Raw genomic sequence first — 24,293 nt, forward strand, 5'->3', positions numbered from 1 at the left:
CTATCATTTGTATTGAAACACAATACTCCGCTGCTATTTAGGAAATCAATCGGAGTATTTCGGAAATTTTTTGGGATTAAAGGCTCATCTATTAACACTTTCGAGTCTCAAATAGTACTAGTATTTATCTGTGAAGCTCTAGCTCTGTTTATCACTGATATGAAAGCACTATAAAAATTTTCATTAAACCCCAAGTACACCAGTATAGTTTTTTTGTATCGCTGGTAATACTGCCAACTCCGGGTTAATATTTCCCAACTGATAATCTAACTGCCAAGTACTATAGGAAGCTGGGTTTACTCTTCGCGTGAAAGCTGCAATATTGGCACCTGTAATCTGATGTAATCTGTGGATGAACTCAGTACCAGAATCTCCGACTGCAACATCACGACCATAAAGAATAATATTGGGAACGGACCAAGTAATTAGCTGTGGAGCATAACGGTTAAGAGAAAATAAGCCTAAATGACTTTTTCCCAAATATAAACACCCTGGGGAACCGTGAGAAATAATATGAAGACTTGTAAGGCGATCATATTCCTGCAAAGTTAATGTGATTTGTTGCACTTCATATTCATTTGCTTGAATTAAAACTACCTCAGCTTTGCCAAGAATTTTTGGAACTATACTTTGACAATCTTCTATATTAGGGTCAATCGCAACTAGAGTATGAACAGGCTGAAAACGGAAACTATGATCTAAATGCATCAATTAAGACTCCTACTGAGCGTTCTGTCCGTAGACGCATTGCTCTGAGACCTTCAAGCTACAACAACAAAACGCTTGTCACGCTGATATTGTTGAGCTAAAAATATTGCTTGTCAGCCGGAAAAAGGTAGTGGAAAGTTAAGTTAAATGAGTTTAGTCCCAAAATTAATTTCATATTCTGCTGTTATTGCTCTAGATAATAAACTATTTTTCTATTGAAGTTGAATATTTTACACATCTGAGAGTAATATTTTAATACCTATGAACTACTTAGGGGACAGATATCAAAAAAGATTCAAAATCTGAAATAACAAAATAATCATGGTGTTGGTGATAAATTAAAAATGAGCAATAAGGGGTAGAAACAGGAAGATAATACTTGGACAAAAATGGATAATAATGGATCTTTTGTCCAATTATTATAGAACTGATAAGAGATAAGAAATTAGGAATCAAGGATAGTAATCAAGATATTTATTATTTCAGTCTTTAAAGACTAAATCCTAAATTCCTATTTTCCATCCCTGAGTCGCTAATCCCTATTTGATGGGATATTTTATTTTTTGAATTAGATTAGGTCATAAGATATAACAGGGCAACCATTGTAAGAGGTTTATTACTGCAAATTATCAATTTTATTGGTGGTGTTACAGATTTAGAGAAATAAGCTAGATAATCGAGTTTATTCTAATAGAATATCTTACCCGACTTAAGTTTATAGGGCAGTAGATACAACCCTGATATCGCGAGAAGCCATTTCTATTTGCCATTTAAATTGAGATGTAGATGCACAAGCCCGATCCTCCGTAAAACCACTTTGGTATGAGTAGGAATATTACTCGTTGCTATTTTTAAGCTAAAAATAAAGATTGTCAGCTAGGAAAAGTTAAGGAATAGGTAGTTTAACAATTTGCAATTTGGTGTTTGTAATAAATCAAAAATTATCACTATAATTATGATTTGAATATAAATTTATTTAGAGTTAAAAATAATAATCGAATATTATAATTATATAAAAAGTGGTAAAATTGATAGAAGGCTATTAATCGTATTTATGGCTATTTGACTTAGATATGATGAATTTTATTACTTTTATATATAGCTTTTGATAGTTGTTTCAATAAATGTTTTCAATAAACATGTATTAGTGGTATTTTAATTACAAAATTAATACCCACACTATCGCAAATAATGTATTCCAAACTACCACAATGATTTTCTACTATTAATTCTCTACTAATAGAAAATCCCAGATGATTTCGTTCTTCTTTAAAGGCATTAGTAAAGTTTTGTTTGATTTCATCAATTGGTGAATCGTGCAAGGTGAAAGCATTATTTTCAATTCTGATAATGATATTTTCTTTGTCTAAATCGGTAATTATTTTTAGTTGTAGATTTAATAGCTGTGCTAATGTATCGCTACCAGGAACTATTTTATGTTCTGATAAATTATGGTTATAGATGTATGATTTTTCCAAACTATCAATTAAATAATTTAGTAAATACATAAACACTTGATTTAACTGTCCTGGATAACATCCAACTTTTGGTAAGTTACCGTACTGTTTAATTACTTTAATCGGAGGACGTTTTGTTTGTGCCTTGATTCTATACTGTAAAATCATCAAGGTAGTCTCAATCCCTTCATGAATATCAATATATTTTTTTTCTACCCCATCCGCACGAGAAAAATTTTGTAAGGATTGTATTATCCCACGGATATTATCAGTCCCTAGTTTCATTGATGAAAGTAGTTTTGGTAAATCTTGTAAAATATGTGGCAAATCCATACTATCGATTTTTTCTGAAATCTCTATACTAAAATCAGGAAATTTATGTTGATAGATTTTTACTAGATCGATTAAATCTTGAATATACTGGTTGGCATAATATAAATTAGTAGAAATTAAACCAACTGGATTATTAACTTCATGAGATACTCCAGCCACAATTTGACCTAAAGCGGAAGTTTTTTCGCTTTGAATAAGTTTTAATTGAGTTTGTTTGAGTTCTTCTAATGTTTGGGAAAGTTCTGCTGTTCTTTCTTTAACTCTATCTTCTAATTGTTGTTTTTGTAGGGTTAATTCTAGGTTTAAATATCGTAGTTTTAAGTGTAACTTTACTCGGGCTAATACTTCTTCTTGTTGAAAAGGTTTAGTGATATAGTCTACAGCACCTAGTGTTAAACCCTTGAGTTTTTCTTCTGCTTCAGTTAGAGCTGTAATAAAAATAATTGGAATATCTTTAGTTGCTGGATTTGCTTGAAGTTGACGACAAGTTTCAAAACCATCTATTTTAGGCATCATTACATCTAAAAGTATTAGGTCGGGTGGATTTTGATTTACTTGTTCTATCCCACTCAAACCATCCATTTCTACAAGTACTTCATAGCCTGCATAACTCAATGTTTCGTATAAAACTTCTAAGTTTGTTGGACTGTCATCAATTACTAATATAGTCTTTAAATGATTGTGATTCTCATTTTTAATTTGAGATGGATTATTGATATTTTCAGTTTCAAATTCCATATATTCTATGTTCTCCAAATATCATACTAAATTTAAAATAATATCCAAAATTATTCGAAGCGCTTAAAATACTATTCCTGAATATTTTCTTTCAGAAAACTACGGATATTTTTGATGTTAAAGTCTTTCAATAGTGAGTTAAGATGATTTACAAAGTCTTGATATTCACTATTAATATCTGCTATTTTTTCTAACTCCTCAATGATTCCTTTGATTTGTCCTTTTTTTGCATAATCTAAAAGCATAACTAGTTCTGATGATGAGGGAAAAATGATTGATTCTTGTTGTTTTTGATTTGGATGTATTTCTAAAAAGTTATCTGAGTCGGCATATTTCCAATTAATATCTAACTCTCTTTCAATTAATCTATATAGTTCTTCATCCTGTATTGGTTTAATCAGAAAATACTTTACTTCTAAGGAATTGATTTTCTCTTTACTTTGATCTGAAATACTTGTAGAAGTTAAGATAAATGGTATATCTTTCAAGTTTTGATGGCTATCCACATAGCAAAGCATTTCCCAACCATCTAAAATGGGCATGTATATATCAGAAATGATTAGGTCGGGCTGATACTCCTTGGCTTTTTCTAATCCTTCTTTACCATTTTTAGCTTCGATCAGATCGAATCCAAGTGGTTCTAAAATATTTACAATTAAAAGACGATGTTCCCAAAGGTCATCAACAATAAGAATTTTTTTTTGTTCTCCAGAATAGCCAATAATTTTTCTATTTTTAATATGTATATTTTTTTCTTTATAACTTTCAACAACAGGACATTTAATTTCAAATATAAAACTGCTACCTTTACCTAATTCACTATCTACTTCTATATAACTTTCCATAAGCTCAATCATTTTTTGGCTGATTGATAATCCTAATCCGGTACCATCTTTATAATTTTTAGAATCTACTACTTTTTCAAAGGGTAAAAAAATTTTTTCTAAATCAGCTTCATTAATTCCGACTCCAGTATCTCGAACCACAAATTTAATTTTTATTTCAGAATCTGTAAGATGACTAATTATGACTTTAAATGTGATACTTCCTTGATCGGTAAATTTCAGAGCATTACCAAGTAAATTAATAATTACTCTCCGTAATTTCTGCCTATCTGTAGCTATTACTGATGGTAAATTATCTGGTATCTCATATATAAATAGGATATCTTTTTGTTGAGCCTGAATTCTATATATATCTATAATTTCTTCTAGGAAATATCGTAATTTAAAATCTGAAATTTTCAGGTCAATCGCATTTAAATCTATTTTAGAAAATTCTATAATATCATTAATTAATGTTAGTAAATGCTCGGCACATTTATGAATTACTTTAATCCCTCTTTCTTCTTTCTGTGTAATATTTGAAGAGTTATGAAGAACTTGAGTGTATCCTAGGATACCATTTAGAGGTGTAAGAAGTTCGTGACTGATATTTGCCATAAATCTTCTTTTTACTTGATTGGCTACATCGCATGCTTTTTCAGCTTCTTGATTAGTTATAACCAAATTTTTCATTTTAATAACTATTTGATTGAGGTAATAAGTAATATCCCCGAACTCATCCTGACTTGTAGTAGACAATTCCACTGTAAAATTCGAATTTTCTGCAATTTCTCTAACAAAAAGTTTGATTTTATTTAAGGGATAAATAATTATTTTTGCTGCGGAATATGTTAATAGATAAGTAGTGATTATGGTTAAGCAAATTCCGATCAAAATTATTATAAATCTTGAAAATTCAGCCTTTATTAACTCAACTGCTGCTTTCTCTTCTTTTTTCTCGGCTATGTTAATTATTAATCCTAATTCATCCGCTAAATATAATAATTTTTTATTTGTTTTGCTTGCTGAAAAATCAGCTAATTCTTTTTGTACTTGGGGAAGTGTATTAGGTTTAGATTTTAAAGGCTCAATCTGATTTAATGTAGTATCTAAATTTTGAGATAACTTTTTGATCGTATCCCTATATTGAGTTAGTAATTCTTTAACTTCTGGGATAGAAAAATAACTTGGGGAATTATTGAATTTTTCTAAAAATGATGTGACTTTCGTGTGACTCTTAATAGCGACAACTTTTGCTTTATGGAGATTCTCTGTTTTTTGGCTAGAAGAAGAAAATCCTGTAATACTTTGGATTTCAAAAGCTGTGTGCCTTAATTTATTTAGTAAACGATGTTCTTGAGTAATTTTTATTTTTTGTTGTTTGGCACGATAATAATAATAGTCACCAATTGCGAAACTAGTAGTACTTCCCAAGACAGCAATACCAATGATAAATATATAAACAGATTTAATTTTTTGACTCAAACTCATATTGTTGCTTACTTGGGTTATCCTCACAAAAGCATTTGACCATGAGGAGACGAATTTGATAAAAACAGCTTTCTCCTCGGAGGAATTACTTGTATAGGTTGGATGCTTGGGGTTGGGATAACTCATTCTGCTTTAAAATAAATGCATACAAGAATGGGTGATTCTACTAATTACATTTTTCCCAAATTAGTAAGCAGAATTCATATCAACCTTAGAAGGTTGTGAAAATATTGATTAATTGATAAGTATTTGTAATTATTCTTTGAATAATGATTTTCCCATCTCTATCCACAGAAGATTACCTACAAGAATCTCTCCTGCTCTTCCCACCCTTCCCTTTATCAATCAATTAAGAACCTTCTACCGGAATAGGAATAACGGGTGATTTAGATTTACTCAAAGTCTTTCTGGCACAATGAAATTAGTATTTTGTAATTGTCGATATAGCAAGCATCAATTAATATGCAACCTATTTACGCTATAAGTAAAGAGATTTGAACCTGAGGAGTTAGATTTATGAGGGTTTGGCTTGCTTGCTTTTTTGTCTTGTTTGCTTTAGCAGAATTCTTTGACTGGGTGAAAGAATTATCTTTACCACTACCGATTTATATTTTAGGTGGAGCATTTTTAGCAGTTGCTTCCAATTACAACAGATTAGTTGCTCCGTATTTGAGTAATTCAAGCGATACAGCACTTGAAGGATCGTCAGAACAGTTGCAGCTTGAAGCATTAGAGCGAGAAAAGTCTAACGTAAATGAAGCTGTTTCTTCCCAGTTGGAAGGTTCTCAGTAAATTAAAAAATAAATTGCAGCAATAAATGAAGCCTTGACTATAAGAAATCACTAGAAGTTTAATCTATTCTTATTCATCAACTTCTTTGGGTTTTGGTAGAAGCTTTGAGACGAGAAATGCTGTTAGCTCCAAGATTTGGTCTAGCAAAAAGCCGATGGTACCAATATAGGCGATCGCTTCAATAATATAGTTAATATTGCCATTATTGTAAGCATCCCATAACAAAAAGCCTACACCACTACCACCAGTTAGCATTTCTGTTGCGATTACTGCAAACCAAGCAACCCAAACACCCTGTCTTAAGGCATAAAATATATATTCGATCGCCAGTTGTAAATTATTACCGCGATTGCGAAAAGCTTGTACGCCTGCTGCTGTTTGAACGATAATTGTCCACAAAGAACCAACGAATACCACAACAATTGATGCGGGTTCTGGTTGTCTGAGGAGAATTAGAGCTAAAGGTAGAAAAGCGATGGGAGTTACACTATGGGGAATTTGGAATAGTCGCTTACATATTTGATAAATCAGACGGTTAATACCAACCAAAATCCCGATCGCAATACCAAATGCAGCAGCAGGTGTATATCCCACAAACAAAAGTTGCAGGCTATTTAAAATATCTAAAAATATATTTGTTCCCATGTCCGAAGCTCTTAAGGACTTGCTTACCGATTGAAGGGACACTCAAACTTGGTAATACGCACTTAATAATAAACGCAAAACCGTTTGAGATAATGTATCGGTTGCGAACATAATCACTGTAAAAGTAGATAAAAATTATATGAATAATCTTTTCTGTGGTGGGAATAAGAGATTGGGGATTGGGTATTGGGTATTGGGATTAATGGAGAAATGATCAATAAAAACTCTTATTTTCCTTTCTTACGCTTCATCTGTTCTAACTCATCTTCTATTTCCCAATTACGGAATTTATCTTCGAGTTCGTCATATCCAGAAAAATTATTGTTGCTTGAATTCCACCAACCAGTAGTTTCAAAACGCTGCTGTGATTGAGTTGCAGAGCGTTGAGCTTGTGCTTGGGATGCTTTTGTTTGTACTTCCTGTCGTCGTTGTTGTACTTTACGCAGTAGATCTTTTGCTTGGGTTATACGTTCTTTAATACCTTGCATGTGTCCCCAAAGCTGATTTCCTTGACGTAACAATGCTGCTTCTCTTTGTTGTGCTGCACCTAGCAAGTCTACTCTACCTGCTGCTTTAGCTTTTGCAATTCGAGTATGCCATTTTTGAATTTCTTGAGCGGTTGCGAGAATATCATCTTGCGATCGCTTTTCTTGTAATTGCAAGTCTGCAATTAATTTTAAAGTGTCTTCTTCTTGCTTACGTAGCTGTTCTAGCAGCGCTTCTAATTCCAAATGGGGGTTATTACGCAAGAATTCTTCTAAACGGTTTTCTAAAAATTGACTTAAATCATCAAATAAACCCACTACTACCACTCCAGACATAGATTTATTCTAAGTCTAGTCAGTAATTAGTTAATTTAACAACTCCTCAGGGCTAATTTATTCTATTTATATCTAAAATAAAAATTGTAACTTATAGCACATAATACAAGTTGTAATTATAATTCGAATAAAATATTTGCTCCAAAACAACTGATAGATATAAATATATCTAATTAATTAATGATAATGCTGTGTATCTGATTATTTAACTGATTTTTTAAATTATATAAAATTACGATTCAAATTATAATAACCTTGAGTAATATTCAATTTTCAATTCAAGCATGTGATTTTTTTGTGATGATTAGTGCAATTTAACTATCAACTTTTAGCAGCTTTTTCTTCAGTCTATCTGCACTGATAGAAACAGAGCTTACTAGTGTTTCCAAAGTATTAGCTTCACCAAAATATGATATGCAATTAAAGCTTCGTTATAGAAAATTGAGCAAACAAAAAGGAGAAGCTGAATATGTCTTTACAGATAATGGTAATGATAAGATTATCTTAGACATTCCAGAATAAAATTTCTTAAATACGAACTAGATAAAACTATAACAGTTTCTGGGGTCACAAACATAAAATTAGATGAAGAAGATAAAAAGAAATAAGATACTGTGGATCCGACTCCAGAATTGTTAGAGATAGAGGTAAAAGAAATTAAGGTAATTTCAGATGTTAATCAGAGCTAGTGAAATAATCATAAATTCTCATTGATAAAAATATTTAGACTTGTCTTTAAGTTAGGAGAAAAGAGTAATAAGTATGCTATTTAGTTCTACTTATTACTCGTTACTTCTTGATTGATAAACTTATACTGTTTGAGGTAATTGTTCGAGGTAATTACAATGGTGTTAACCAATAATTCACGCCTCTAATAACTTTATTTTTAAATCCTAAAAGTGCTAATTCTTCTGGTGAATGACCAATATAAGTCCAGTGAGGAGTATCGTTTTTAACTGTACGATACCAACCATTTTGATTGAGGATTTTTTGCTGTGCTTGGTTTGTTACCCTCAGATCTACTGCTAGTCCCCACAGATGTTGCGAGCTTCCTGGTGGTGCTACAATACCAAGAATTTTGGTTTCTTTTCCTTGTCGTATTTTTTCAAGTGTGCGATCGTTTGCGTACTTCCTCCATAATCGCAGGGTTGTACTAAAACTACGAGTGCAATTAATTTGACCATACCTGGACATCAGGGGAATTTTGATTTGAGTGCGGGCTCTATTTAGTGCATCTGCTGCTGGTTTTTGTAAATAACAATTGTGCGTACCGTTAACTTTTCCCATATTTAATGTTGCTTGAAACTCTTTGGTTTCTTTCTCGTTCGCAAATATTATTTTTTCTGGAAGTTTGATTCCTGGTTGACGATTGATATATGCCGCCCCATAGGATCTGAGTAAAATATATTCTAAACTTTCAGGTTGGGGAAGTGTTTGTAAGTTTTCTGAAACAATCGTTAAAAAACGCTTTTGGTAAATAAAACTTAAAAGGGAACTAGAAGTAGTTGTAATTGATTTTATTGTTTTTTGTGAAGTATTCTTACAGGGTAATTTTCCAGGTAATTTATGGGTAGATAAATTTGTATTTGAACAATTTTCTAATATCTGAATATTATCATTTGCTTTGATCGAGCTTGTATTATGCAAAGCAAAATAACAAATAACTACGAGAGTAATTACTGGTAACATGGTAGTCTGCCACACTGGTATTTTCATGTTTGCTTTTTAAACCTGATTGTCAAACCCTGAGTACTAAATATTGAATTGTAAAGTTTGTATTAGAAAGCTTTAATTAGAAAGGTTGAACTAGAAAGCTTTACTTTGCAAATCTGAACCTTAAATTTTCAAGATTAAATAACTGCTTAAATATCGAATATTTCATATTAAATTTTTAGTCATAAATCTTGGTTAATGCTGAGAATAAAAATAATAATCAAATCATTACAAATTATTTTTTGTAATTACATCTCAGCAGCGATTGTTGTGTAAGTCACAAATATCAAACTGCTTCTTACTTGATTTTAGTGTAAAAAATGAAACTTTAAAACCAGGTATTCCATAAGGATGAATGAGAAAAACCCATGCCTTAAATTCCTTAATGACAGTAAAATTTTTCTCTAATATTCTTGATTCCAAAATGCTTATAGGTAAGAGTGGCAAAATTTATCTATTACAAATGTCCTATTACTAATTACCGTATAAGTTAAGATTTAGAAATAAATCTTCAGCCTGCCAAATTATTGAATTATGACCATGCACAATTGTGTTGAATTCCAAGACGCTTTTGATGTCATTGTTGTCGGTGCAGGTCACTCCGGTTGTGAAGCAGCTTTGGCTACAGCACGCTTAGGATGTCGAACCCTGCTGTTGACACTCAACTTGGATAAAATTGCTTGGCAACCTTGTAACCCTGCGGTGGGAGGTCCAGCAAAATCTCAGTTAACCCACGAGGTAGATGCTTTGGGTGGGGAAATTGGCAAAATGGCAGATAGAACATATCTGCAAAAGCGGATTCTAAATTCTTCGAGGGGACCCGCAGTTTGGGCTTTAAGGGCTCAGACTGATAAGCGGGAATACGCTGCAGTAATGAAAGAAATTGTGGAGAATCAAGAAAATTTGATGCTCCGCGAAAGCATGGTCACAGACTTAGTTTTGGATAGCAATGACCAAGTAATTGGCGTCCAAACTTACTTTGGCGTGGCGTTTGAGTGTAAAGCCGTCATCCTGACCACCGGTACTTTCCTAGGAGGAAAAATCTGGGTCGGGAATAAATCAATGACAGCCGGACGTGCGGGAGAATTCGCTGCAATTGGTTTAACTGAAACTCTCAACCGTTTGGGCTTTGAAACAGGACGTCTAAAAACGGGAACTCCAGCGAGAGTAGATAAACGTTCTGTAGATTACAGCAAAATGTCTTTGCAACCCGGTGATGAAGATGTTCGCTGGTTTAGTTTCGATCCCGAAGTTTGGCAAGAAAAAGAACAGTTACCTTGCTATATGACTCGTACTACAGCCGAAACCCATCGCTTAATTCGGGAAAATCTCCATCTTTCCCCAGTTTACGGTGGTTGGGTTGAAGCTAAAGGTCCCCGTTACTGTCCCAGTATTGAAGATAAGATTGTTCGTTTCGCGGATAAAGATAGTCACCAAATTTTTATTGAACCAGAAGGAAGACAAATTCCCGAATTGTATATTCAGGGATTTTCTACTGGTTTGCCAGAAAATCTTCAACTCCAAATGTTGCGCAGTCTTCCCGGCTTAGAAAACTGCGTCATGCTTCGTCCTGCTTACGCCGTAGAATACGATTATTTGCCTGCAACTCAGTGTTACCCAACCCTGATGACGAAAAAAATTGCTGGCTTATTTTGCGCCGGACAAATTAACGGTACTACTGGTTATGAAGAAGCTGCAGCCCAAGGTTTAGTTGCTGGGATTAATGCTGTTCGTTGGGTAAACTCCCAAGAAATGATTGTTTTTCCCCGAGAACAAAGTTATATCGGTACTTTAATAGACGATCTGTGTACGAAGGATCTGCGCGAACCTTATCGAATGCTCACCAGTCGTTCGGAATATCGTTTGCTCCTACGTTCTGATAATGCTGATACTCGCCTTACACCTTTGGGACGAGAAATTGGCTTAATTGATGATAGACGTTGGCAATTATTCAGCCAAAAACAAACAAATATTGCAGCGGAAAAAGAACGCTTAAATTCAACTCGCATCAAACAACACGACGATGTGGGTAAAGCGATCGTCGAAGCTACCAAACAAGCAATTAAAGGTTCTATAACTCTTGCAGATCTATTAAGACGTCCGGGATTTCATTACGCCAATCTCGAACATCATGGTTTGGGGGATCCCAAGCTCGAGCAAGCAGAAAAAGAAGGAGCAGAAATTGATATTAAATATTCCGGTTATCTAGCCAGACAGAAAAATCAAATCGAACAAATTTCTCGTCAGGCGAATCGACAATTACCTACTGATTTAGATTATGGAACAATCGAAACTCTTTCCAAAGAAGCAAGGGAAAAGCTGAATCAGGTGCAACCACTGACAATCGGTCAAGCATCTCGCATTGGTGGTGTTAATCCAGCTGATATCAACGCTTTGTTAATTTATTTAGAATTGCGTAAAACAAACACCCAGAAAGAGTTTTCAGCATTATCTTAAAAAACTTTTCATGAAGCTCGATTATAGTAGTAGGGAATACATCTAGAAGGTGGGTATGATAAATGACACATGTGACCTAAATTGCTACCACTGATTGTCATCTGTAATCGTTATTTTTCACTCTAAATACTTTGATTAGAGGATTTATAACGGTAAAGCCTGTCTAATCTAGATCCTAAACTTAAGAGAATAGGTTTAACGCCAGCTCCGTATTTCTATATAGAAAAGGAGAATATTGACTCTTAAAAGCTACTATATAAAATAGCCATGTTAAAATCAGCTAGTACTCATACAATTCTTTCAGATGCATCCGAGGAATTGATTGGTAACGAACCTTGGACAATAGATGTTTATGCCGATGGCTTAATGGATGAAATCTTCGCTGATGTTGAAGATATCCTAGAAGGTAAGAGGTTAGGATCGCAATTCAAGCAAAAATCACCAGTTAAGTCACGCCCAATTGTAAATCCCGAAATACCGGGACAAATCAAACCAATAAATTTACATCACCAACAAGCAGCAACAAAGACTGTTGTTAAATCCCCTCCTAGTGATTCGACAGTCAATAAGGCGAAAACTAGTAACGAGAAAAATAATCTATCGCCAAAATCTGGTCCTAGGTGGAAAAAGTTAATCTCAGTATCAGTCAGTCTTGCTTTAGCAACTGCTGGACTTACTTGGTTGATTTATTCTGGATTAGTTGATCGTATTTTTGCTCGGATATTTGCGGAAGAATTACACTTGGCTCAGATCGAACAGTCACTAACAGAAAAATCATTAACAGAAAAAATAGATCCGCAAATCGAACTTGTTAATTATATGCTGGGAGCGTTAGCAGCAATTGAACAAGGAGAACCTCAAGATACATCTTCCAGTAACGGGATGATGGCTAGCGTAACTGGAAATTTTCAAGGCTCTACCATTCAAAACTCTGCAATTCAAAGTTCAATCCCAATAGCGAGTGCAAATGCTGCAACTGGTAGCTTACCGCCAGTTCGTGCTGCTAATAATTTACAGCCAATGCCCAGCCGATCTACAAAAGTTGTAGAACGTATTTATATTCCTGTATATCAAGCGCCAGCTCCAATGCGTTATAAACCCCCATCTGTTGCTAGTGCTTCTCCAGGAAATTTACCACCGGTTAGAGAAGTAGCTCACAAGAGCTACTCAAAAACATCAAAATCTAATGCAGGGAAAGCTGCTAAAAATACTGTTCCAGCAGCAACGCTAACGTTAATGAAAACTGAGTTGAAACCTGTAGGAATGGGGAATAGACCAGTTGCTGTTGGAGTAGCACCTCAACCTAAACCGGTAATACCGCCAAAATTAACGGATGCAAAAGCACCTATAGAAAATAATCCATCAGTAAATACTGCATCAGTTCAGCATCAAGAAGTTGCATTTGCAGCCGCTAAACCTTCCCATGAGTTATTGGGAGTAATGGAATTGGGAGAAAAATCAGCCGCTTTGTTTAAAATCGAAGGTATTACTCGTCGGATCCATAAGGGAGAAAGTATTGGTTCTAGCGGTTGGACTTTAGTCGATGTTAGTAACAATGAAATTGTTGTCCGTCGTAATGGAGAAGTACGTTCGATTCAAACCGGACAAAAGATTTAAAGATTTAAAATTTAAGGTACCTCATAAGAGTTTAAGGATAAACTTTTTGGGCTCACTACTTGAATAGCTTTTAACTCTGGGAATCGTAAAATGGGAATTGCAAAATATTATCAGGTTATAAGCAAAAGCATCTACACATCTACAATTAATCTTTCCCAAACAATATTTCCAAAACAAATATCACTGAAAATTAAATACTGAAAATTGAATAAAGTATAAAAGCTCTAATGGGTGTTTGCAAAAACTTCATTCTCTCCCGGATGGAGTTTTTTCGGACTCTAATAAATAAATATTTTTTATTTCAGGAAAATTCAGTTTAGATATTGAATTCAATTATGAAAACAATTTGGAGCATGTGACTTAAAACCGTTTATTTTTCCCGTAATCAATTATTCCAACACTGTATCTTGATGTGAAAAGGGTTTTAAATAATCGATTTGTTGTATAAGTCACTTCCTGAGAGTATAATAAGTAACTTTTATTCAATAATTGACATCATGTTTACATATCAAAAAAAATGTACGATCGCCGTACTTGAAAGTCTACAAAAAATCAGGATTTTAGCTAAGAAGCTAAAAGACATAGGTTTTCCAATGAATCAGGTATACCTATTAGAACCCAGGGAAAAAGATGGTTTGGCAGTAATTTTAGATGATTTAAGTATTCCACAAAGCTGCATTCAGTTTTACATTGAAAGTCTGTTGAAGGGAGACGGCTTGTTAACTATTTATGCAACTCAAGATGAAATTAATCTTGCAAAACTAGCCCTTGAGGATAAAGAAATCGATAATTGGCAAGTTTACGACTATCTAAGAACTTAGTTTTACACCTGAAATTAAGGAAGATAAGATTTTTTAAGTATAAACACGTATGTTTAATTTTCTATGTATAAATAAAAGTATATTATTGAATATATAAATTAGAAGAGTTCTTAAATTATTTGCTTAGAAGGAGTTACTCACAAAATAAATAACAGAAAATGGAAAATAAGAATATTTCAGTAGTTATAGCGATCACAATATTGAACTAAAAATTGATGTCGCGAGTATTTGTTTGTAGTCAAAAGTAATGTTGGGAAGTTTGTTTGTAAATTAAGTCTAAATCTATTCAATTGGAATTATAAAGGATTAGGGATTAAATTCATCCATCTGTTGTTCTATCCCATCAAGTGGCGATAGTGATTTTGGTTCTTCTGGGCAAAATTCTAAACTAATCCTAATTCGACCTTTTTGCCATCCCGAACTACCTGGTCGAAGAACTTCAGCAACCTCTCCTTCCCCCAGAAACCATTTATCTCTCTGTTCATCAGTTAAGCTTATTTTGCGTTGTAAATTCCTTATACATTCATCAACTTTAAAAGTTTGATGCGACACCAAGATATTTATTCTTGGTTCAATAGATACAACATCTTCTTGTGACAGCGGCTCAAATTTATTATCCATTGATATTTCTCGCATTTATATCTATTAGCAGTAAATGTGAAACAATTCACTGTTTTAACTGCTAATAGATATAATTGTCAAAAAATATTAGAAAAACCAACCGTAGGAATGTAAGCCCTTACCTAGAAGATTGACACCGAGGTAGCAAATCCAAACAACTACAAAACCAGTTGCAGCAAGAATCGCCGGACGTCTTCCTTGCCAACCCCGAGTAATGCGAGCATGGAGATAAGCCGCAAATACCAACCAAGTAATTAAAGCCCATGTTTCTTTCGGATCCCAACTCCAGTAAGAACCCCAAGCTTCATTAGCCCATACGGCTCCAGCAATGATACCAATCGTCAATAGTGGGAAGCCTAATCCAATAATGCGATAGCTGGTATTATCAATGGTTTCAGCAAGACTTAGACGTTGAGGTGAAAGTGTTTCGGTTTCTTGGATTGGAGTTGCGACTACTGGTGCTTCCAAAACAGCTGTTCTTCCATTCGCTTCACCACCCGAACGAATCACACCATTATTTTCTGCTACATCTGTTTCTATTTGGGAAACTAATTCTCCTGCTTTATGCAAACGATAGTTATTTTGGCGATAACCCCCAGAACCAAAAGAACTACCTTGGAGTTGAATATTTTGACCCCTAGTTAGAACCAAAAAAGCGATCGCCAACAAAGAACCAACCATTAAAGCTGAATAACTCAGCATCATAATGCTGACGTGCATCATCAACCAATTTGATTTCAATGCTGGTACTAAGGGTTCTGCGACTTGCATTCCTGAAGGTAAGGTTAAAGCAGCAAAAGCAGTAATAGCCATTGTTACTGGTGCAGTAACCACCCCTACCAAGCGACTGCGACTTATATTTTCAGCAATTAAATGAATAGTTGTAATACCCCAAGTCAAAAAAAACAAAGATTCATATAAATTACTGAGTGGGAAATAGCCTGCTTCCAGCCACCTTGCTCCTAGTAAAGTCGCAATACACAAGTTTGCGATCGCCATTCCTGAAGTTCCTAATGCAGCTAAATATGGCACTTTGGGGAATGCTGCACCACTCCAATAAATCAGCATTGTCACAAACAGAACAGCAAAAGAAGCATTATCAAGCCAATTTTGTAATACAACTAAGTTCATTGAGTGTTCTTTCTCCGGTGGATTCCTAAAATATTTATATGACTGAAACGATCCTATCTGTTCTTGTGGTGTTCTAACTAATTTGATTGGAATTATATTTGGTAATTGGTAATTGAATTGGTAATTGGTAGTTTGTAATTGGTAACTCCTGACTCCTGTAGAGACGTAGCAGAGCCTTTGGCGTCGGCGTAGCCTCTGCTACGTCTCTACGACTCCTGACTTCTGACTTCTAACTTCTAACTCCTGACTCCTGACTCCTAAATTTCAATTTATTTTTTAGAATCTTTTAAACTTTCAGAAGTTTCTGGATTTGTAGTCGGAGCAGGTAAAGGTGCTGGTTTATCACCTTTTTTAATTGATATAAAAATATCGTAGCGCGTACTATGGCTATCGCTGAGTGCAGTTGTTACCCCAAGAGAACGAATAGCTTCTAACCAAACACTTTGATTGGGTAATAAACTCCCTACGGGGAAGTTCTTTGCTGCTTGTTCTAGATCTAAATAAAATTTTCCATTATGAGGATTTAGTTGGGAAGGAACAGCTTTTCTCCATGAAGGTTTACTAGTAAGAGAACTAGATGGTTTAGGAATAAATTTTTCGGTTAGGGGTGCACCCAAAGACAAAAAAGCAGTATCTCCATTTAACCAACCGTGGGTAGCAACTGCTGTACCTGCGGGTCCAAGCCAGTTTACAACTGGTTGATTCCTTACTTTTCCTGCTTTGACTTTAAACTGCAATTCACTATTAACTGTTGCATCAAGCTTTTTAAAAGCTGCTTCAGCTTTGGAGCGATCGCTTGCTTGAACCATAAATACAAAAGCTGCTCGAAAATCTTGATTCAAAGTATCTTCTTTGGTCTGAGTTGGAATTACTGATAGTGAGAATTCACCTTTCATCCAACTGAGTACATCTCGTTCTAAATCTAGTTTTGTTAATGATTTAAAACCTTTTTTTAATTCTTCAGGTTTTACGGGCGAAAACGGATTTGCTTTAGAGGTTGAAACATAATTGAACCAAGAACGCTGTAAATTTCCCCCTGAAACCATCAAGATAGTATCTGCAGGTAAACGCTTTTCCATTTTCCCTGCATTATTCTTTCCTTTTAACTCACGACGACCGTTTGGATTGAGCCAAGAAACTCCTTTGAAGTTAATTCCTTCCGATTCTAAAGTAATGCTTCCTGCTAAACCTTGATTATTTTTTAATTGAGTTAAAACTTGTGCTGGTAATTGACGTTTGGGAGAACTTGCTGCAATTTTGGCAGACAATGGAACATTAATATAAAATCGCGCAAAAGGATTATAAGTAGATATTTTGGGGAAGTTTTGGGTAAAACCTGCGGTTTTTTCTAAAGAATTATTTTCTGTATAAGCATCAATAGCTCTTTCCATTGCTTTTGGATGATCTGCAATTACCAGGAAACGTTGATCAATTGCTGCTGCTGCAAATTTTTCGCCATCATTCCCAGTTTTTTCTTTAATTTCAATTCCTTGATATGTCCTCTGATTCCATTTTCCTTTCCCTGGAGTTTTGGGTTGTGCCAAAATTTCCTGGGCTTTCAGTTGGTTTTTAATGGGGAGAACTAAGAGTAATGATTGTCCATTTACTGTGGTTTTGGAGGTTTCTGCTACTGGCTTAGGTGCTTTTTTACTGCCTTTAGGAGCCAAGACAGCAATTGTTAATTCATTACCAATCCAAGGATTAATATCTTTTTGATAATCATATCCATTACTACTTAAGAAGCGATCACGTAACTGTACTAAATTTTTATCCAGTTCTTTTTGGGTTTGCTTAGTACCAAACTCGCGTAGTTTATTCCACTGTCTTTCATCAGTACTTAAAGATACAGTCATTACCGCATCTCGAGGAATAATACTTACACCTACTGGTAAATCTCTACCCAATGGTTTTCCTTGAGTCAAAAACCAATATCCAGCAATTCCTCCACCAATCAATAACCCCGCAGTCCCTAAGGTCAAGGGTAAGGATGGTTTCTTTTTTTTATTCTTTGCAACAGGGATTACAGGCAGTGCCATCGAAACCAACACCTCATCATCGCGAAATAATAATTACTTTCCCTATCGGTAAAGTTAACCAAAACCTTTCCGTAAACTCTAGGGTCACTAATTACATTATTTTTATTCCTCAAAAATGATAATACTTTTGACAATCAACTGACTTTTTTTCGCAATATTTTTAATACACGAGTGAGTGTAGCGATCGCATTGATTACTCAAAAGTCAACTGTAAATAAGGAACAGAGATTCATGTAACTATTCTGCTTATGTATCTTTCCACAGCTTATATCTTTTTGCCACCACACAAAATTTGCACCTTAAAAGGGACGTTATAGCAAAATTCTAATTTTGGTTCTAGTTCCTAAGTTTCAAGTTTTAAGTTCTAATTTTTGTTCTAATTACTCAAAAACTATATTTTGTTCCTAGAGTGAATTTACCTGCGTTTCACCCAAGTATTTACTCAGGTAAGGTGAAAAAACTTCATAAATTAACGTCAATGGTTGTCCGTGATGCCAAAACAAATAGTGACGACCCCAAAACGGTCCACTACAGTCAAATCCAATTTCTAATGGGGCTGAATCTCCATAATAAATTCCCTGTACGTCTCGATATAATTCAGTACGCAAGCGCGCTAAACTTGCCCAAATTGGCAAAGACCTGTTTTGTAAATACTCATCCACATGAGATGCTTCCCACCAAGATGTTGCATAAGCTAATCGCTGACCAGAAGCCGTACGCAACCACACCTGACGTCGCAATCTAGGACCAGGTATTCTTTGGATTAATTCAGGAGCAGCATCCAAATTCATGCCGATGGGCGACATATCAATGACATCTACTTCCGTTGGTTCTCCCGTCAATAACTTTAAATGTCTGGTTGGAGAACCATCACCTAAAAGTAATAATTGCCAAGCAGGAGCTAACTGAGTGTGAGGTAAACCCTGCTGTATTACCTCCTCTCCCCCTTCCCAAATCGGACTGAGACGATGCCAACTCGTAGGTAATGTTAAGTTATTTGAATATTTGTAGGTTACAGTCAAAGCTCTTTTCTTAACAAAAATTTACTTACTTATATGAAAGCACAAAAAAAGCGATCAGGGGTTGGGGATCGGCGATTAATGTATATCTTTCAAGACTTATACTTATGGAGATGCTGCAATGTAAAGCCATCAGCAGAGACTCGTATCTACTAAATCTGTCCACATTTACCTGAGGATATTTATTTTAGGGTCTACCCCAAAACTTATCTAAAATTTAAAATTTAATTTTCAGGGAGCTATCCTGGGAAAGCTTTGGAGGAAAAATCTTTTACTCCGTTGATACAGCTATTTTGATTCCCTGAATAAAACACTCAAGTAAAAGTTAAAAATGCGGATGGCGAGACTCGAACTCGCAAGGCAAAGCCACACGCCCCTCAAACGTGCGCGTATACCAATTCCGCCACATCCGCTCTTGTTTGCTAGATATAGAATATAGCACATAAAAGCAAATATAGTAATCTAATATCTGAGTAAATTAAAAAAATAAGCAAAAAGTTTGGAGAATTTTCGCTTAGGGATATCTGAATAACAGAAAAATTGCAGTTTCACAAGTGATATTGACAAGGGGTGCGAACACCGTATAATTCACGGTGCTGTCGAGTCTCAGAGATGAGAAACTAACCGCCGACCATCGCAACCACAACTTGCATACTTATCTGGTGAAGACTCACCCCAAGCCCGAAGCCAACTCCTGTAAATACCGGGGAGCTTGCTTGGTATTCTCCCGCTCATAATAGAGAAGAGAATTTCAGTAAATCTGGACTAATGTAGAAGCTAGAAGATGAAGTTTGACAAAATATTAATTGCTAATCGGGGAGAAATTGCGCTTCGCGTTCTCCGGGCTTGTGAAGAAATGGGAATTGCTACTGTTGCTGTCCACTCCAGTGTTGACCGCAATGCTCTCCACGTCCAGCTTGCTGACGAAACAGTTTGTATTGGCGAACCTGCAAGTAGTAAAAGTTATTTAAATATCCCTAACATTATTGCTGCAGCGTTAACCCGTAACGCGAGTGCGATTCATCCCGGATATGGTTTTTTATCAGAAAATGCTAGATTCGCGGAAATTTGTGCAGATCATCATATTGCATTTATTGGTCCGTCCGCAGAAGCTATTCGCCTCATGGGTGATAAGTCTACTGCAAAGGAAACGATGCAAAAAGCTGGAGTTCCTACCGTACCTGGTAGCGGTGGATTAGTAGGAACGGACACCGAAGGTTTGGCGATCGCCAAAGAAATTGGTTATCCAGTAATGATTAAAGCTACCGCAGGTGGTGGCGGACGCGGTATGCGTCTGGTACGCTCAGAAGATGAATTTGTAGTTTCTTTTCAAGCTGCTAAAGGTGAAGCTGAAGCCGCCTTTGGTAATGGTGGAGTATACATAGAAAAATTTATCGAGCGCCCGCGTCATATAGAATTTCAAGTATTAGCCGATAACTACGGTAATGTAATTCATTTGGGCGAACGGGATTGTTCAATTCAACGTCGCAATCAAAAGCTATTAGAAGAAGCGCCGTCAGTAGCTCTTGACCCAGAATTGCGGGAAAAAATGGGACAAGCAGCCGTGAGGGCTACCCAATTTATCAATTACAGTGGTGCGGGTACTATTGAGTTTTTACTCGATGCTTCTGGTAGTTTTTACTTCATGGAGATGAACACGAGAATTCAAGTGGAACATCCCGTGACAGAAATGATTACCGGGGTCGACTTAGTGGTAGAACAAATTCGGATTGCTCAAGGAGAAAAGCTACAATTAACCCAAGACCAAGTTGTTTTGAAAGGTCATGCTATTGAATGTCGGATTAATGCAGAAGATCCGGATCGCCAATTCCGTCCAGCACCTGGAAAAATAAGTGGTTATCTTCCTCCCGGTGGACCAGGAGTAAGGGTTGATTCCCACGTTTATACTGATTACCAAATTCCCCCTTATTACGATTCTTTAATTGGTAAATTGATTGTCTGGGGACCAGACCGAAATACTAGTATTAATCGTATGAAACGGGCATTAAGAGAATGTGCAATTACGGGACTACCAACCACAATTGCTTTTCATCAAAAAATTATGGAAACTCCCCAGTTTTTGCAAGGTAATGTTTACACTAACTTCGTGCAAGAAATGAGTTGATCCAAGCTCTGGCTAAATTTCTCAAATTAATTTAGGACATTGAGCATATCATTTAGGACATCTTAATGTTCTTGAAGGGAGCAGAAAACAAAAAATGTCCGGTTCTACAAATCTGTTGCAATAAAGCACAAAATCACAAAAAATCAAACACTCGGGATTAGATGACTAATTCCAAGTCATCAAAATTTTCGAGTGTTTAAAATTGGCTAATTCTAAAGGGTTAAAACATATGTAAATTACAATATATATAACTACATGTTTTAGTTAGGAAATTTTCCTATTTCCCTTTCCCTGTTTTCTGTTCTCTATTCCCTGTGAACTGAAATATGATTCCCTAACTTATGTGCCTACTGTTATACCTGAATTACAAGATATTTGGGAATTATTGTACTCGAGAGAGCATGGTGAGTAGACCTTGCTGACCCAATAAAATTTCCCGTAAAAAACTAAAAATTCCAAACCAAATAATTGGGGTGATATCTACTCCACCTATAGGTGGTACCAATTTCCGCAATATCACTAGAAAAGGTTCTGTAGGTAAAGCGACTAAATAAAAGGGAAAACGATTCAATTTTAGTTCGGGAGACCAACTCATGATTATGCGGAAGATGAACAGAAGCATCATCACTCCCAAAAAGGTACCGAGAATCCAAGTTGTGATATCTATACCATTCATAGCTTGAAGTAAAGTCGCTTGAAAGCCGTTACAAAAAATAAAGCTTTGTAAATATAGCTCTTTTTGATTGTAAACCGATATTGGGGAATGGGGAATGGAGATTGGGGATTGGAGATTGATTGGGAATTGGGGTAATCAAGTAAGTCAGCAACAAAATGATCGGACTTAGGACTGAATAGGGGAAATAACCTTGATTTTGTTAACATAATTTAGAAGACTGTAACAAAAAAGGTTTATATCCATGACACCTTCTTTAGCAAATTTCCTTTGGAGCTTACTTTGGGGTTCAGTAATTGTTGTTATTCCAATTACAGTAGCTTTAATTTTCATCAGTCAGAAAGATAAAATTCAGCGTAATTAAGCCACTTTAGAAAGTATTATTTGACTCTGTGTGACCGATAATCTTTCAATCCCGAACTGATTTGTAGTTCCATGTAATTTATCTGTTAGTGCCATACAAGCTATACTTGGCTGAAATACAGAAAAAATCTTTAACATAAACACAGATGCTTCAAAGCAACATCTGATGCTTTGGAGCTTTAATATTTTTTTGTAATATTTTATGTGTTTGTTTTGTGTTTTTGGCTATAGTGGAGATTTTAATTTTAAGTAGTTAACATAGATTTGATATTAGGAAAACAACAATGTTAATTTTGGGGCTGAATTCAGCCAATGTTCTGGCACAGGTTAATTTCGGAACTAACCCAGCCAGTATTTTAGGAATTTTTCTAGCTGTAGCTGGGGCAGGATTATATTTCCTTCGTACTGTAAAACCGGAATTATCCCGAGATCAAGATATATTTTTTGCTGCTGTTGGTTTGCTCTGTGGTTTTATTTTAATATTCCAAGGTTGGCGATTAGACCCAATTTTGCAATTTGGTCAGTTGTTATTGATTGGTACAACTTTATATTTTGCCTATGAGAGTATTCGCTTACGGGGCATTGCTACCCAACAAGCAAAGCGTAACACCCCAATTGTTGATGATGAGCGAGAAATAAGCAATCGCTATCAATACGAACCCAGTAGTCCAAGGAGATCTAGAGCTGCGCGAGTGGAAGCCGAGTTGGAACCACTACCATATTATGAAGATGACTATGATGATGAACGCCCAGTACGCGGTCGTATACCTGGAACCAGGGATAGTCGTCTAACTCGTCCCGATTACTATGATGATGAAGCTCCTCCTCGTCGTCCATCACGTCGTAGTAGTAGAAGTACGCGAGAAGGGCGAGATGACAGATCCCGTCGTCGAAATTCTGGAGGATACGATAGTCGACCTACTTCAAGGTATCAAGAAGATGATTGGGAAAAACCTAAACAAGTAGAACGATTTGATGATGACTGGGATAAGGATAGTTCCCCCAGGGAAGCTAGACCGCCAAAACGTAAAATCAAAGATGAAGCACCTCGTTCGGAGTTTTCCTCAGAAGAAGTAACTCCTAGAAGAAGAAAGAGGAGAAGACCAACAAGTAATACAAATTCCCAAGATTCCCGACCAACTCCAGGAGATGATGAAGCGATTTCTACCCCTTATGTAGATTTCAAACCCATTGATCGCCCGGACTCAGAATCGGATCGTCCTATTAACTTCGATGATATTTAAATAAGTAATTACAAGTGAAGTTGCATCATATAGAAGCAATGAACAGAAGCAACAAAGAAAAGTCAGTGTGAGTAAAGTAATATCCAGGATTTGGCTCCAAAGATTAAGTAATTGGAGCCTTAGTTGCAGTTTAGTAGTTGTATTAAGTGCTTGTAGTTATACAGATCTTCCTATTGGATCTTCTTCCCTCAACAGTCGTTATACCGAAGAGCAACCTACTGTGAGCGGTAACGGTCGTTTTTTGGGATTTATTTCTAATCGTAATGGTAATCATCAACTGCTGCTGTTTGACATTCAACAGCAGCAGTTTGTTCGTACGCCAAATTTAAATCGAGCGCGAATAATAGTTGAAGCTCCCAGTTTGAGTTATAGTGCGCGTTATATTGTTTACATGACAGCAGACCGGGGTAGACCTGTCGTATCACTTTATGATCGTGCGACAAAACAATCACAAATTTTGACTTCTTTTTATCCTGGTTGGGTAAGAAACCCTAGTATTAGTCCTGATGGACGCTATGTTGCTTTTGAAACTTCTAGTCGTGGTCAGTGGGATATTGAAGTGTTAGACAGGGGACCAAATATAGAATTAGATATTCCTGATGGTACCCCTGCAACTGCACCTACTGAATAAATGAGTAATAAGTAATAAGTAATAAGTAATAAG

20 protein-coding genes and 1 tRNA gene are annotated in these 24,293 nt (G+C 35.7%); 8 read left to right on the forward strand and 13 right to left on the reverse strand.

The genetic code is table 11. The features are described from left to right. Positions 1–183 precede the first annotated feature (183 nt). The 3 genes from BC008_RS33755 to BC008_RS33765 all read right to left on the reverse strand — a co-directional run bounded on the left by BC008_RS33755 (position 184) and on the right by BC008_RS33765 (position 5,551). Entirely contained in the window at positions 184–708 is a 525-nt protein-coding gene (locus tag BC008_RS33755) for a DUF4347 domain-containing protein (protein WP_027842349.1), read from the reverse strand. Between the two features lie 1,130 nt (positions 709–1,838). Further along, the gene (locus tag BC008_RS33760) at positions 1,839–3,236 is read right to left on the reverse strand and encodes a hybrid sensor histidine kinase/response regulator (protein ID WP_036265040.1); all 1,398 of its coding nucleotides are present in this window, start codon (positions 3,234–3,236) and stop codon (positions 1,839–1,841) included. A 71-nt stretch (positions 3,237–3,307) separates the two neighbouring features. Further along, positions 3,308–5,551, reverse strand: a complete 2,244-nt coding sequence (locus tag BC008_RS33765; protein ID WP_058184140.1) for an ATP-binding response regulator — start codon at positions 5,549–5,551, stop codon at positions 3,308–3,310. A gap of 516 nt (positions 5,552–6,067) precedes the next feature. On the opposite strand from BC008_RS33765, the gene BC008_RS33770 reads away from it, so the two are divergent. Then, the gene (locus BC008_RS33770) at positions 6,068–6,343 is read left to right on the forward strand and encodes a hypothetical protein (protein WP_027842346.1); all 276 of its coding nucleotides are present in this window, start codon (positions 6,068–6,070) and stop codon (positions 6,341–6,343) included. 69 nt (positions 6,344–6,412) lie between these two features. Here BC008_RS33770 and BC008_RS33775 read toward each other — a convergent pair whose 3' ends face one another. From BC008_RS33775 to BC008_RS33785, 3 genes are all read right to left on the reverse strand, one after another. Continuing rightward, positions 6,413–6,988, reverse strand: a complete 576-nt coding sequence (locus BC008_RS33775; protein WP_027842345.1) for an ABC transporter permease — start codon at positions 6,986–6,988, stop codon at positions 6,413–6,415. A 227-nt stretch (positions 6,989–7,215) separates the two neighbouring features. Beyond that, positions 7,216–7,791: a TIGR04376 family protein gene (locus BC008_RS33780; protein WP_027842344.1), complete on the reverse strand. Its 576-nt coding sequence runs from the start codon at positions 7,789–7,791 to the stop codon at positions 7,216–7,218. 858 nt (positions 7,792–8,649) lie between these two features. Further along, positions 8,650–9,525 carry a D-alanyl-D-alanine carboxypeptidase family protein gene (locus BC008_RS33785; protein ID WP_027842343.1) on the reverse strand — a complete coding sequence of 292 codons (876 nt, stop codon included), beginning with the start codon at positions 9,523–9,525 and terminating at the stop codon, positions 8,650–8,652. A gap of 531 nt (positions 9,526–10,056) precedes the next feature. On the opposite strand from BC008_RS33785, the gene mnmG reads away from it, so the two are divergent. From mnmG to BC008_RS33800, 3 genes are all read left to right on the forward strand, one after another. After that, a complete protein-coding gene (gene mnmG / locus BC008_RS33790) occupies positions 10,057–11,979 on the forward strand; it encodes a tRNA uridine-5-carboxymethylaminomethyl(34) synthesis enzyme MnmG (RefSeq protein ID WP_027842342.1) in 1,923 nt (640 codons plus the stop codon). Positions 11,980–12,246: 267 nt separating this feature from the next. Beyond that, positions 12,247–13,596: a hypothetical protein gene (locus BC008_RS33795; protein WP_036265039.1), complete on the forward strand. Its 1,350-nt coding sequence runs from the start codon at positions 12,247–12,249 to the stop codon at positions 13,594–13,596. A 497-nt stretch (positions 13,597–14,093) separates the two neighbouring features. Next, positions 14,094–14,417 carry a hypothetical protein gene (locus BC008_RS33800; RefSeq protein ID WP_036265037.1) on the forward strand — a complete coding sequence of 108 codons (324 nt, stop codon included), beginning with the start codon at positions 14,094–14,096 and terminating at the stop codon, positions 14,415–14,417. A gap of 306 nt (positions 14,418–14,723) precedes the next feature. On the opposite strand, the gene BC008_RS33805 is transcribed toward BC008_RS33800, so the two are convergent. The 6 genes from BC008_RS33805 to BC008_RS52275 all read right to left on the reverse strand — a co-directional run bounded on the left by BC008_RS33805 (position 14,724) and on the right by BC008_RS52275 (position 19,959). Beyond that, positions 14,724–15,038, reverse strand: a complete 315-nt coding sequence (locus BC008_RS33805; RefSeq protein ID WP_027842339.1) for a KGK domain-containing protein — start codon at positions 15,036–15,038, stop codon at positions 14,724–14,726. Between the two features lie 87 nt (positions 15,039–15,125). Next, complete coding sequence (gene ccsB, locus BC008_RS33810) at positions 15,126–16,169, reverse strand: c-type cytochrome biogenesis protein CcsB (protein WP_027842338.1); 1,044 nt, start codon at positions 16,167–16,169, stop codon at positions 15,126–15,128. A 269-nt stretch (positions 16,170–16,438) separates the two neighbouring features. Then, positions 16,439–18,205 carry a DUF3352 domain-containing protein gene (locus tag BC008_RS33815; RefSeq protein ID WP_027842337.1) on the reverse strand — a complete coding sequence of 589 codons (1,767 nt, stop codon included), beginning with the start codon at positions 18,203–18,205 and terminating at the stop codon, positions 16,439–16,441. Positions 18,206–18,609: 404 nt separating this feature from the next. Continuing rightward, the gene (locus BC008_RS33820) at positions 18,610–19,227 is read right to left on the reverse strand and encodes a chorismate lyase (RefSeq protein ID WP_058184141.1); all 618 of its coding nucleotides are present in this window, start codon (positions 19,225–19,227) and stop codon (positions 18,610–18,612) included. Between the two features lie 329 nt (positions 19,228–19,556). Continuing rightward, positions 19,557–19,637 (reverse strand) — tRNA-Leu (locus BC008_RS33825). A 193-nt stretch (positions 19,638–19,830) separates the two neighbouring features. Next, positions 19,831–19,959: a hypothetical protein gene (locus tag BC008_RS52275; RefSeq protein WP_268768255.1), complete on the reverse strand. Its 129-nt coding sequence runs from the start codon at positions 19,957–19,959 to the stop codon at positions 19,831–19,833. A 49-nt stretch (positions 19,960–20,008) separates the two neighbouring features. Here BC008_RS52275 and accC point away from each other — a divergent pair, with 49 nt between their 5' ends. Next, positions 20,009–21,349 (forward strand): acetyl-CoA carboxylase biotin carboxylase subunit, encoded by a 1,341-nt coding sequence (gene accC / locus BC008_RS33830; protein WP_027842335.1) that lies wholly within the window; start codon positions 20,009–20,011, stop codon positions 21,347–21,349. Positions 21,350–21,731: 382 nt separating this feature from the next. Here the strand turns inward: accC and BC008_RS33835 are convergent, their stop codons facing one another. Continuing rightward, positions 21,732–22,025: a YggT family protein gene (locus BC008_RS33835; RefSeq protein ID WP_027842334.1), complete on the reverse strand. Its 294-nt coding sequence runs from the start codon at positions 22,023–22,025 to the stop codon at positions 21,732–21,734. A gap of 241 nt (positions 22,026–22,266) precedes the next feature. Here BC008_RS33835 and psbX point away from each other — a divergent pair, with 241 nt between their 5' ends. From psbX to BC008_RS33855, 3 genes are all read left to right on the forward strand, one after another. Beyond that, positions 22,267–22,386, forward strand: a complete 120-nt coding sequence (gene psbX / locus BC008_RS33845) for a photosystem II reaction center X protein (protein ID WP_058184143.1) — start codon at positions 22,267–22,269, stop codon at positions 22,384–22,386. 283 nt (positions 22,387–22,669) lie between these two features. Continuing rightward, positions 22,670–23,629, forward strand: coding sequence for a Ycf66 family protein (locus BC008_RS33850; RefSeq protein ID WP_058184144.1), 960 nt, complete (start codon positions 22,670–22,672; stop codon positions 23,627–23,629). A 67-nt stretch (positions 23,630–23,696) separates the two neighbouring features. After that, positions 23,697–24,260 (forward strand): TolB family protein, encoded by a 564-nt coding sequence (locus BC008_RS33855; RefSeq protein WP_058184145.1) that lies wholly within the window; start codon positions 23,697–23,699, stop codon positions 24,258–24,260. The last annotated feature ends 33 nt before the right edge of the window (positions 24,261–24,293 follow it).

Origin of the sequence: Mastigocoleus testarum BC008 (assembly GCF_001456025.1) — a bacterium.
GTDB classification, from domain to species: domain Bacteria; phylum Cyanobacteriota; class Cyanobacteriia; order Cyanobacteriales; family Nostocaceae; genus Mastigocoleus; species Mastigocoleus testarum.

What these genes read in the sequence shown, in the direction of transcription:
- BC008_RS33760 (WP_036265040.1), bottom strand. Translation starts at nt 3,236, where the DNA reads ATGGAATTTGAAACTGAAAATATCAATAATCCATCTCAAATTAAAAAT.
- accC (WP_027842335.1), top strand. Translation starts at nt 20,009, where the DNA reads ATGAAGTTTGACAAAATATTAATTGCTAATCGGGGAGAAATTGCGCTT.
- psbX (WP_058184143.1), top strand. Translation starts at nt 22,267, where the DNA reads ATGACACCTTCTTTAGCAAATTTCCTTTGGAGCTTACTTTGGGGTTCA.
- BC008_RS33850 (WP_058184144.1), top strand. Translation starts at nt 22,670, where the DNA reads ATGTTAATTTTGGGGCTGAATTCAGCCAATGTTCTGGCACAGGTTAAT.
- BC008_RS33775 (WP_027842345.1), bottom strand. Translation starts at nt 6,988, where the DNA reads ATGGGAACAAATATATTTTTAGATATTTTAAATAGCCTGCAACTTTTG.
- BC008_RS52275 (WP_268768255.1), bottom strand. Translation starts at nt 19,959, where the DNA reads ATGAGCGGGAGAATACCAAGCAAGCTCCCCGGTATTTACAGGAGTTGG.
- ccsB (WP_027842338.1), bottom strand. Translation starts at nt 16,169, where the DNA reads ATGAACTTAGTTGTATTACAAAATTGGCTTGATAATGCTTCTTTTGCT.
- BC008_RS33755 (WP_027842349.1), bottom strand. Translation starts at nt 708, where the DNA reads ATGCATTTAGATCATAGTTTCCGTTTTCAGCCTGTTCATACTCTAGTT.
- BC008_RS33765 (WP_058184140.1), bottom strand. Translation starts at nt 5,551, where the DNA reads ATGAGTTTGAGTCAAAAAATTAAATCTGTTTATATATTTATCATTGGT.
- BC008_RS33770 (WP_027842346.1), top strand. Translation starts at nt 6,068, where the DNA reads ATGAGGGTTTGGCTTGCTTGCTTTTTTGTCTTGTTTGCTTTAGCAGAA.
- BC008_RS33795 (WP_036265039.1), top strand. Translation starts at nt 12,247, where the DNA reads ATGTTAAAATCAGCTAGTACTCATACAATTCTTTCAGATGCATCCGAG.
- BC008_RS33815 (WP_027842337.1), bottom strand. Translation starts at nt 18,205, where the DNA reads ATGGCACTGCCTGTAATCCCTGTTGCAAAGAATAAAAAAAAGAAACCA.
- BC008_RS33785 (WP_027842343.1), bottom strand. Translation starts at nt 9,525, where the DNA reads ATGAAAATACCAGTGTGGCAGACTACCATGTTACCAGTAATTACTCTC.
- BC008_RS33800 (WP_036265037.1), top strand. Translation starts at nt 14,094, where the DNA reads ATGTTTACATATCAAAAAAAATGTACGATCGCCGTACTTGAAAGTCTA.
- BC008_RS33835 (WP_027842334.1), bottom strand. Translation starts at nt 22,025, where the DNA reads ATGAATGGTATAGATATCACAACTTGGATTCTCGGTACCTTTTTGGGA.
- BC008_RS33805 (WP_027842339.1), bottom strand. Translation starts at nt 15,038, where the DNA reads ATGGATAATAAATTTGAGCCGCTGTCACAAGAAGATGTTGTATCTATT.
- mnmG (WP_027842342.1), top strand. Translation starts at nt 10,057, where the DNA reads ATGACCATGCACAATTGTGTTGAATTCCAAGACGCTTTTGATGTCATT.